This is a genomic window from Acinetobacter uliginosus (assembly GCF_044130295.1).
Taxonomy (GTDB): domain Bacteria; phylum Pseudomonadota; class Gammaproteobacteria; order Pseudomonadales; family Moraxellaceae; genus Acinetobacter.
Map to the genome: position 1 here is coordinate 1 of NZ_JBIQOC010000140.1, position 5766 is coordinate 5766.

At 40.3% G+C, this 5766-nt stretch carries 7 protein-coding genes; 5 read left to right on the forward strand and 2 right to left on the reverse strand.

Annotation, left to right across the window (positions count from 1 at the left end; genetic code table 11):
* Window positions 1-243 precede the first annotated feature (243 nt).
* Complete coding sequence (locus ACE01T_RS16975; RefSeq protein WP_395519744.1) at window positions 244-1029, reverse strand: crotonase/enoyl-CoA hydratase family protein; 786 nt, start codon at window positions 1027-1029, stop codon at window positions 244-246.
* Window positions 1030-1251: 222 nt separating this feature from the next.
* Here ACE01T_RS16975 and pnuC point away from each other — a divergent pair, with 222 nt between their 5' ends.
* From pnuC to ACE01T_RS16990, 3 genes are all read left to right on the forward strand, one after another.
* Window positions 1252-1836 (forward strand): nicotinamide riboside transporter PnuC, encoded by a 585-nt coding sequence (gene pnuC, locus ACE01T_RS16980; RefSeq protein ID WP_086196098.1) that lies wholly within the window; start codon window positions 1252-1254, stop codon window positions 1834-1836.
* Window positions 1837-1853: 17 nt separating this feature from the next.
* The gene (locus ACE01T_RS16985) at window positions 1854-2129 is read left to right on the forward strand and encodes a hypothetical protein (protein WP_086195955.1); all 276 of its coding nucleotides are present in this window, start codon (window positions 1854-1856) and stop codon (window positions 2127-2129) included.
* Window positions 2130-2265: 136 nt separating this feature from the next.
* Window positions 2266-2763, forward strand: a complete 498-nt coding sequence (locus tag ACE01T_RS16990) for a DUF2505 family protein (RefSeq protein ID WP_086195954.1) — start codon at window positions 2266-2268, stop codon at window positions 2761-2763.
* A 506-nt stretch (window positions 2764-3269) separates the two neighbouring features.
* Here ACE01T_RS16990 and ACE01T_RS16995 read toward each other — a convergent pair.
* Entirely contained in the window at window positions 3270-3473 is a 204-nt protein-coding gene (locus ACE01T_RS16995) for an amino acid transport protein (protein ID WP_086195953.1), read from the reverse strand.
* 219 nt (window positions 3474-3692) lie between these two features.
* On the opposite strand from ACE01T_RS16995, the gene def reads away from it, so the two are divergent.
* Window positions 3693-4172 carry a peptide deformylase gene (gene def, locus ACE01T_RS17000; RefSeq protein ID WP_086195952.1) on the forward strand — a complete coding sequence of 160 codons (480 nt, stop codon included), beginning with the start codon at window positions 3693-3695 and terminating at the stop codon, window positions 4170-4172.
* A 200-nt stretch (window positions 4173-4372) separates the two neighbouring features.
* A complete protein-coding gene (locus ACE01T_RS17005; RefSeq protein ID WP_395519745.1) occupies window positions 4373-5464 on the forward strand; it encodes a GGDEF domain-containing protein in 1092 nt (363 codons plus the stop codon).
* Window positions 5465-5766: the final 302 nt, after the last annotated feature.

Consider the following 5766-nt stretch of genomic DNA (forward strand, 5'->3'; position numbering starts at 1 on the left):
AAGATGAGATGTAACTCATTGAAATGTGTCATCATATTCGTCGTCAGAAAACAAGTATTATGCCATTATTTCAATGAGTTATCTTTTTTTGTCGTGTACAAAGATGCTTTTTATACTGCTGTTGATATCGCTGAACAGGCAGCTGGACTGTGAGATTAAAAGGACTGCTTTATCACTGCTGCTTGTGATTTGGCATGGTAAACTCGTGTTATGACTGGAGTCAGACGACACTTGGCTATTTAATTATCGGCCTTTAAATTCAGGGGCGCGGCGTTGCAGCATGGCCATGACACCTTCTTGTACATCCTGAGTTTTAAGCAATGGAGCCAGATGTTGCTGTAAATGGGCAAATGCAGTTGCAGCACCCTGTTCAGCTGCTTCTTTGGCAGAAGCTAAGGTTGCCTGAACGGCCAGTGGAGCAGCCTGGGCAATATGTTCCGCCAGTTCAATGGCACGTTGTAATGGCGGTTCAGGGGTGATTTCACTAATCAGGTTCAAATCCAGTGCTGTTGCTGCATCAAAGTGATCGCCGGTCAGTAAATAGCGCATGGCTTTGGACCAGCCCGCAGCCTGTACAAAACGCACGGTTGTACCGCCAAAGGGTAAAATGCCACGCTGTACTTCCATTTGTGCGAACTGGCAATTGTCCTGCGCAATGACGATATCGGCATTCAGCATCAACTCGATGCCTGCGGTATAACAAATCCCTTGTACGGCAACAACCACCGGTTTCTTGCGTGTTCTTGAGCTGGTACCCCAAGGGTTAATTTGCGCATGATCAAAATCAAATACGCCTGTTTCCAGTTTAGGTTGTAATTCGACCAGATCCAGTCCGGCAGTGAAATGATCACCATGGGCAAAAATAACTGCGCAACGCAATTCCGGGTCATCTTCATATTCAGTTAAGGCCAGTGACAGATCATGAATCATATGGCTATCAAAGGCATTTCTTTTGGCAGTACGGTCGAGGCCAATCAGGAACAGAGACCCGCGAATTTCCCGACTGACTTTTCCTTGTTGTGGTGACATGGTTATTTTTTCCAGATGAACTGTTTTTTAGGTTTTAAACGCTTGTTAGAAAACTGTCAAATGAGTGCAGGCAAATTTTTAAATACTTTTGAAATGATTCAATGTGCAGGGGAAAGCACAGTATTGATAGGCGAGTGATGGGACAAAATAGACATAATTTATCTTGCGTTCAGGGCTTTTTTTTTCATAATAGCAACACCTGTTCGCTGGTTGATTATTGCCATGTCACCTTTAGAAATTGTTGCAGTTATTATTAGTCTGATTGGGGTGACACTCACCGTTAAACGCAATATGTGGTGCTGGTGGTTTAACTTTGCAGCTTTTGTACTATATGCCTATCTTTTTTATCAATTCAAGCTCTATGGCGAAACCGTATTGCAGCTCTTTTTCATCGTGGTGAACTTTTATGGATTCTATCATTGGCTGAAAGGCAAGCAGCAAGATCATGAAATTCGGATTGAGCTGATCGCCACAAAAACAGTGATTTTCCAAATGTTACTGGCCGCGATTGGCGGTTTAATTTTCGGTTTAACGCTAAAGCATTTTACCGACGCTGCTGTGCCTATGCTGGATTCACAACTGGCTGCATTTAGTCTGCTGGCCACCTATTGGACCAGCCGTAAACATATTGCCACCTGGGTGTTGTGGGTTTTTGTCGATATTATTTATGTCGGCATGTTTATTTATAAAGACCTATTTTTAACTGCTGCTTTATATGCGGCTTTTGTGGGCTTGGCTACTTTTGGCTGGTGGCAGTGGGAGCAGGTGAAAAAGAAACAGGCTTTGACTCAGTTCAAAGGTGTTTAAACCCTGAGGAGTGATGCATGCTGATTGACTTTACTCAATACCAGTTGCACAGGTTTGATGAACTGGCAGCCCGAATTCAAGCCGAGCCGGAAAAATATCTCAACTTTGATTCTGTTTCTGACTTTTATAAAGCGGCCTGGTTGCAGGATTTTCCTCAAGGTACAACCTGGACTGCCACAGGTCTGGATGATGGTGCCGAACAGTTTGATGCGATCATTGAATATCGTGGGCATTTTCTCAGTATTTGCTGTGCCGAGAAAATAGTCATTCATTGTGGCATACGTGCTGAATAGTTTGGTATAGAGGGTCAATGACAACAGCTTTAAGATTTAATTAAATAAAGAGCTATAAAAATAGGCTAGATCAGTGATGATCGAATGGTTTAGAAAAATTTAAAACAACCACTAGAAAAACAAAGGATTAGAAAATATGGCACATCGTTTTACTGTGAATTCTACAATTCAGGGTGTTTCAATTGATCAGTTCAAGCGACTTGTAGCAAATACAGCCTTACATGAAGCAGTATGCCGACGTATTCCTGGGGAAAAACTGGAAATTATTGAATCGAAAACAAGCGGTGATATTTACACTTTATGCCGTGCCTATAACCTAGATGTCAACATTCCAGACATAGCGAAAAAATTCCTTAAAGATGCATTTCGAGTCAAACGTACCGATGTTACCGATTTAGCCGCATTAACTTCAAATATTACCTTGGGTGCAAATATGCCTTTAGAAGCGAATTGCGAACGTCTGGTGACAGGAGATGAGCAGAAAATTCACATTAGTCTGAATTGGCATGTCAAAGTAAAAGTCCCTTTGATTTCAGCTATGCTGGAAAAACATGCCGAAACAGAAATTCGCAAATTTAGCCAGCTGGAAATCCAGATTGTTGAAGATGAGTTAAAGAAAAGTTTAGTCGCTTAATCCATAAAAAGCTCTTCAACTGAAGTAATGCCAGTCAGTTAAGAAATTGATTGGCATTTTCTTTTTTAAATTCATGACTGTATTTGATATGTGGGAAAGTCATCCGCAACTGTTTGAGGCAGGACTACAAAAAAAATGATTGTTTCTGCGACGAATTTTCTGGTTGATGGTGGTTGACGAGTTTTGCGGATGACAAATGCCTTTGGTCTTACGAAGCAGTGCTTCTCAGGACGAAACCAAAGTAACAAATGAGCTGCAAGAGTTTGATTTAAAACGGTAAGACTCCGCCATGAATTACGAAAAAATTAAAGAGTTTATTTCTAAACTCCTTAACTGATCAGCATTATTTCAACTGAAGGTTTTTTTATAGTTAATCTTTAGCTAAATAACGCTATAACATCACTTTTTCCGTTCTCATGTAGTCTGCCAATCGACTGGTAATAGTCCCGGTCAAAACCTCAGGTATTTTCATTTTATCAATAAAATCAACCTGATTTGTCACTCAATTAAAGCCGGATAAAATAGGGGGCAATAGATAGAACAACACCGATTGTGGTCAATAGACCAGTACTTTCTATAAAATAAGGGAAAATCATCAGAACCAAGCCACAGATCCAGGGCACGACCGCTTTTTGCTTTTTCCCATACAAAAAATAGCCTAAGCCTATAGAACTAAAAAGCACACCGAGCAGGAGTTGGGCAGTTGTCATATTTTTTATTGATAAAGAAATTTGGCAAATAATAATCAGGAAAAATTAAAAGTGGCTTAAAAGTTTGAGCATTTCGAACAGCATAAATCATTCATAAATGTGCAATAGAAAGTTTAAAATTGAATATCACCCAGCACATTTTGGGGTTAATATTTCTATAGAATTTTGAATAGAAAAAGATAGTGATTCTGGCGTTCTCGCTGGGTAAGGAAAAAATAGATGAGCACCATTTTAGCTGTTGCACAACGTGGTGAAAGCATTTTGACGTTAACAGCGGCAGAAGTGGCAAGGACTGAGTTGAATAGTCCTTGGCTAAAAGAACTTGCAGAAGCCATGCATGCCACCATGTTGGCACGCAACGGGGTAGGGATTGCAGCCCCTCAGGTCTATGTGTCAAAACGGGTCATTATTGTGGCCTCACGTCCGAACTCGCGTTATCCCGATGCACCTGAAATGGATGCGCTAGTGATGGTAAATCCTGAAATTCTAGAAAAATCTGAGTTGACGGTTTTGGGTGAAGAGGGCTGTTTAAGTGTACCGGATGAACGTGGGCAAGTCGCTCGTGCTGAAAGCATTAAGCTACGTTATTGCACTTTAGAGGGTACATTGGTAGAAACGACCTTGAGTGGTTTTCCTGCCCGAATTGTGCAACATGAAGTGGATCATTTGGATGGAGTGCTGTTTATCGACAGGATATAAGCATATATTGTTTGTTTTTTGTACTTTTGGTATAATTTTGAGCTAATAAAAAATCTATAAATTATAAAGATACAATAACGAACATGAAATTTTTTAGAAAAATATTCAGGCTGACTTTTCATTTCTGGGGCAGAGTCAAGTTTCATTTATTTGAATCCGATAATTTAATTATTAACTGGTCCAATTTTGACAAGGGCATATTGCTCTGCTTTTTTGGAGCATTTTGCCAAGTCAGCGCGATTAAATGGTATCTGTTTAGTTGCTATTCAGAAGAAAATCGGGTCTGGATTAATCATGACTTTTTTTTCGTCCGTATTAGTACGGTAGTTGCCACCTTAATTGTTTTTATCGGCATGATTGTGCTTAGCTACAGATATAAACACAATGCAAAATTCCGTCAATTTATTGCCTATTTTTCACCGGTGTTTTTTGGTGCGGTGATGATTTATGCAGGCTATACCGTGGGTATGTTTAGTCCTGCAACCATTGCCGGTTTTGTCAATATTGTGCTGATTGGCCTGGTCTATTATTCACGTAAAATGATCTATGGTATCGCCCTTTTTGCTTCTATTTTTACTATTGTTATCAGCTATTTAACTTTTAATGGGGTCATTCGCTATGCACCTGTGTTCAGTGATACCCTGACACATAGCGAGTTTTATCATAATCCATTCTGGATCAAAAGTATGGCTGAGGTCTATCTCCCTATCTTGCTCACTTCAATTTTATTTTTTGAAATTTTGCTCTCGCAGTGGCGCCGTCGTGAAATGAAGATTAAAAAAATGAGTCAGACCGATGCGCTGACCAATGTATTTAATCGTCGTTATATTGGGGAACAGCTCAGTACCTTGGAAAGCAGGAAAAAAGCGACCTATGCCGTGGTGTTGCTGGATTTGGACTATTTTAAAAAAATTAATGATGATTATGGTCATGAAACCGGAGATGCTGTTTTGCAGCGTGTAGCCACCATTTTATGTACCACAACGCGAATACAGGATGTGGTGGGGCGTTTTGGTGGTGAAGAATTTATCCTGATTTTAAAGGATCAGAATTTGCAGCAGGCGATCGAGATTGCAGAACGCTGTCGAAAAATTATTGAACAGGAAGAATTTGAGCTGGAAACAGGGAAAATTTTAAAAACCAGTGCCAGTTTTGGGGTAGCCCTTTCTCAGGCCAATGCCAAAAAAGAACACATCATTCGTATGGCAGACCGGGCTTTATATTTAGCTAAACAAAAGGGACGTAATCAGGTGCGGAATTATTTAGAGTTAAACTTAAAGCCTGCTGTTTAATGTTCTGTTTCTCGGTTGTTTGCGTACTTCGTTTTTTTAAGGGCGATGAGGCATCATTTGAATGTGGTAGAGATAAAGCTGAAATCTTGTTAAAAGAATACCAGCACTCGGTTTGGTCTGAAGAAAGAACTGAATATATTCGATTCTTTTATGGGGAAGGATGATTTTCAAGGCACCGCTCCCTAACCCTCTCCTAAAAGGCATAGGTATCTACACAATTTCCGAGCTTTGCGTTAAATTGAAGAGCATGCTCTTCAATTTCACATCTCTGGTCTGGATCAGCGTCTTGTCAAACGCTATAA